Annotated in this window: 1 protein-coding gene; it reads left to right on the top strand. The window is 27.5% G+C overall.

Annotation, left to right across the window (positions count from 1 at the left end; translation table 11 throughout):
* The first annotated feature begins 175 nt into the window (after positions 1 to 175).
* Positions 176 to 1,054, top strand: a complete 879-nt coding sequence (locus tag LJD34_RS15930) for a MurR/RpiR family transcriptional regulator (RefSeq protein WP_032090165.1) — start codon at positions 176 to 178, stop codon at positions 1,052 to 1,054.
* Positions 1,055 to 1,111 lie beyond the last annotated feature (57 nt).

Below are 1,111 nucleotides of genomic sequence, written 5' to 3'. Positions count from 1 at the left end.
TAACTCAAGCAATCTTAATTGTTGTTTCAACAGTTATCTATGTACCATTCTTAATTGCATACGAAAAATACCAAAACAAACAAGCTGCAGAAGCTTAATAATGAAATTGACAAGGATACGTTGTATTCTTGTCTTTCATTGTATATAAAGGTACAATGGATTTAGAGGTGAGAATATGAGTCTATTATCAACAATTGAATACCAAAATGGTTTTAGTGATTTAGAAAAGAAAATAGCAGATTATTTAATTGAACATAAAGAAGATGTGATTCATATGAATCTTAAAGAGTTAGCAGAAGCAACTTATACTTCAACAGCAACAATTAGTCGTTTTTGTAAGAAATTGGGAGAAAAAAATTTTAATGACTTTCGTGTTCATTTTGCCGAAATAACTCAATCTCAAACATTCTCTACAATAAATTTTAATAAGCCATTTCTTCAAGATAGTTCGAAAAATGAAATTTGTCATAATGTTGGAGAAATCTATAAACAAACCATTGAAGGAACTAATCAAGTTCTTGATATGAATGAATTAGAAAAAGCAGTGGATTATATTGATAAAGCAAACATCATTGATTTGTTTGCGGTAGGAGATTCTTTTTTATCAGCATTGATGTTTGAACATAAAATGACTTATGTCAATAAGCTTGTTAACTTGAAAATTATTCCTACAGAGCAAACTCAACAGGCTTTGTATACGACTAAAAATTCAGTAGCGTTAATTATTTCCTATTCAGGACAAACAAATGAAATTAAACCTATTGTTGAACGTATTAAAATAAATGGGGGAACCATTATTGCAATCACTTCTTTAAATGATAGTTATTTGAGAATAAAAGCAGATATTTGTTTAACAATGTGTTCAAAAGAAAATATTATTAATAAAATTGGAACATTTTCTTCTAAAATAAGTAGTGATTATATTATAGATTTAATCTATTCCTTACTCTTTAAAAAGAATTATCAAGAATTACTTATTAAAAAAGTATCTATGAATTTAGATTGGGATGAAAGAAGAAATGAATCAACACATGAAAAAGGAAAAGGAGAATAGTGATGGGACATATTTTATGGGTAGAACCTGTATTTAAAGAAATGATTTGGGGAGGAA

Source organism: Faecalibacillus sp. MSK20_93, assembly GCF_020589945.1.
Taxonomy (GTDB): domain Bacteria; phylum Bacillota_I; class Bacilli_A; order Erysipelotrichales; family Coprobacillaceae; genus Faecalibacillus; species Faecalibacillus intestinalis.
Note: the sequence above shows the minus strand (reverse complement) of the source record. Positions and strands in the feature narration are given on the sequence as shown.